The organism is Streptomyces sp. CB02056 (assembly GCF_001905545.1).
Classification (GTDB): Bacteria; Actinomycetota; Actinomycetes; order Streptomycetales; family Streptomycetaceae; genus Kitasatospora.
This window is the reverse complement of the sequence record NZ_LIPD01000011.1, coordinates 1-1,293: the sequence shown is the minus strand read 5'-3', so window position 1 is coordinate 1,293 and position 1,293 is coordinate 1. Positions and strand designations below refer to the sequence as shown.

General features: G+C 69.1%; 1 rRNA gene and 1 pseudogene. Both read right to left on the bottom strand.

Annotated elements, in window-relative coordinates:
* A pseudogene (locus AMK13_RS45260) lies at positions 1 to 933 on the bottom strand (hypothetical protein); the annotation flags it as partial.
* Between the two features lie 116 nt (positions 934 to 1,049).
* Positions 1,050 to 1,166, bottom strand: a 5S ribosomal RNA gene (rrf, locus tag AMK13_RS28445).
* Positions 1,167 to 1,293: the final 127 nt, after the last annotated feature.

The following is a 1,293-nucleotide window of genomic DNA, read 5'->3' as shown; positions in this document are numbered from 1 at the left end:
GCCACCGCCGGCCGGACGGTCGCCACGGTCGCGGTTGAAACCGCCACCCGACGGACGGTCATCACGACGGAAACCGCCACGGTCGCCACCACGGTCGTCACGGTTGAAACCGCCGGAGGGGCGGTCGTCACGACGCGGACGGTCGTCACGGTCGTCCCGACGGAAACCACCGGACGGGCGGTCATCGCGGCGGAAGCCGCCACCGGAGGGGCGGTCGTCGCGACGGAAACCGCCGCCGGAGGGGCGGTCGTCACGACGGAAGCCACCGCCGGCCGGACGGTCGCCACGGTCGCGGTTGAAACCGCCACCCGACGGACGGTCATCACGACGGAAACCGCCACGGTCGCCACCACGGTCGTCACGGTTGAAACCACCCGAGGGGCGGTCGTCACGACGGAAGCCACCGCCGGCCGGACGGTCACCGCGGTCGCGGTTGAAACCGCCACCCGACGGACGGTCATCACGACGGAAACCGCCGCGCTCGCCGCCACGGTCGTCACGGTTGAAACCGCCCGACGGACGGTCGCCGCGGTCGCGGTTGTACCCGCCGGTGGGGCGGTCGTCACGGCGGAAGCCGCCACGGTCGCCACCGCGGTCGTCGCGGTCGCGGCCGTACCCGCCGCCCGACGGACGGTCGTCACGACGCGGACGGTCGTCACGGTCGTCGCGACGGTAGCCGCCGGAGGGGCGGTCATCGCGGCGGAAGCCACCGCGGTCGCCGCCACGGTCGTTGGACCAGCCCCCGCGGGACCGGGGCTCGTAGCCTCGGCCGTCGTCCGATCGACGCTCGGGACGGTCCTGGGGCTGGTTCGACATCGTGGTGACTCCTTCTGCTGCTTCAGCTACACCGCGGGCGGAGCATGCGACTCCACCACCGCCACGCGGCTTCGACGCCGGCCTGCTGGCCCGCGTACCTTCTCCATTGTCCGACATGCCGGGACCCTCCGCGTCTGGGCGGAAGTCCCGCTTTTGCCGATCTTCTTCACGTTCGCAAAACACGAAAAGGCCGCGGCCCCAGCGAGTCGCTGGGGCCGCGGCCTTGAATAATTGTTCGGCGGCGTCCTACTCTCCCACAGGGTCCCCCCTGCAGTACCATCGGCGCTGTGAGGCTTAGCTTCCGGGTTCGGAATGTAACCGGGCGTTTCCCTCACGCTATGACCACCGAAACCCTATCGGGTATTCAGCGAAACACACTTTTCAGTTGATAAGTGTTTCTTTGTTCGCCGGTGATAACTGTTCGTTACCCGGGAACCACACAGTGAACGCGAGCGTCTGAGGACAAGCCCTCGGCCT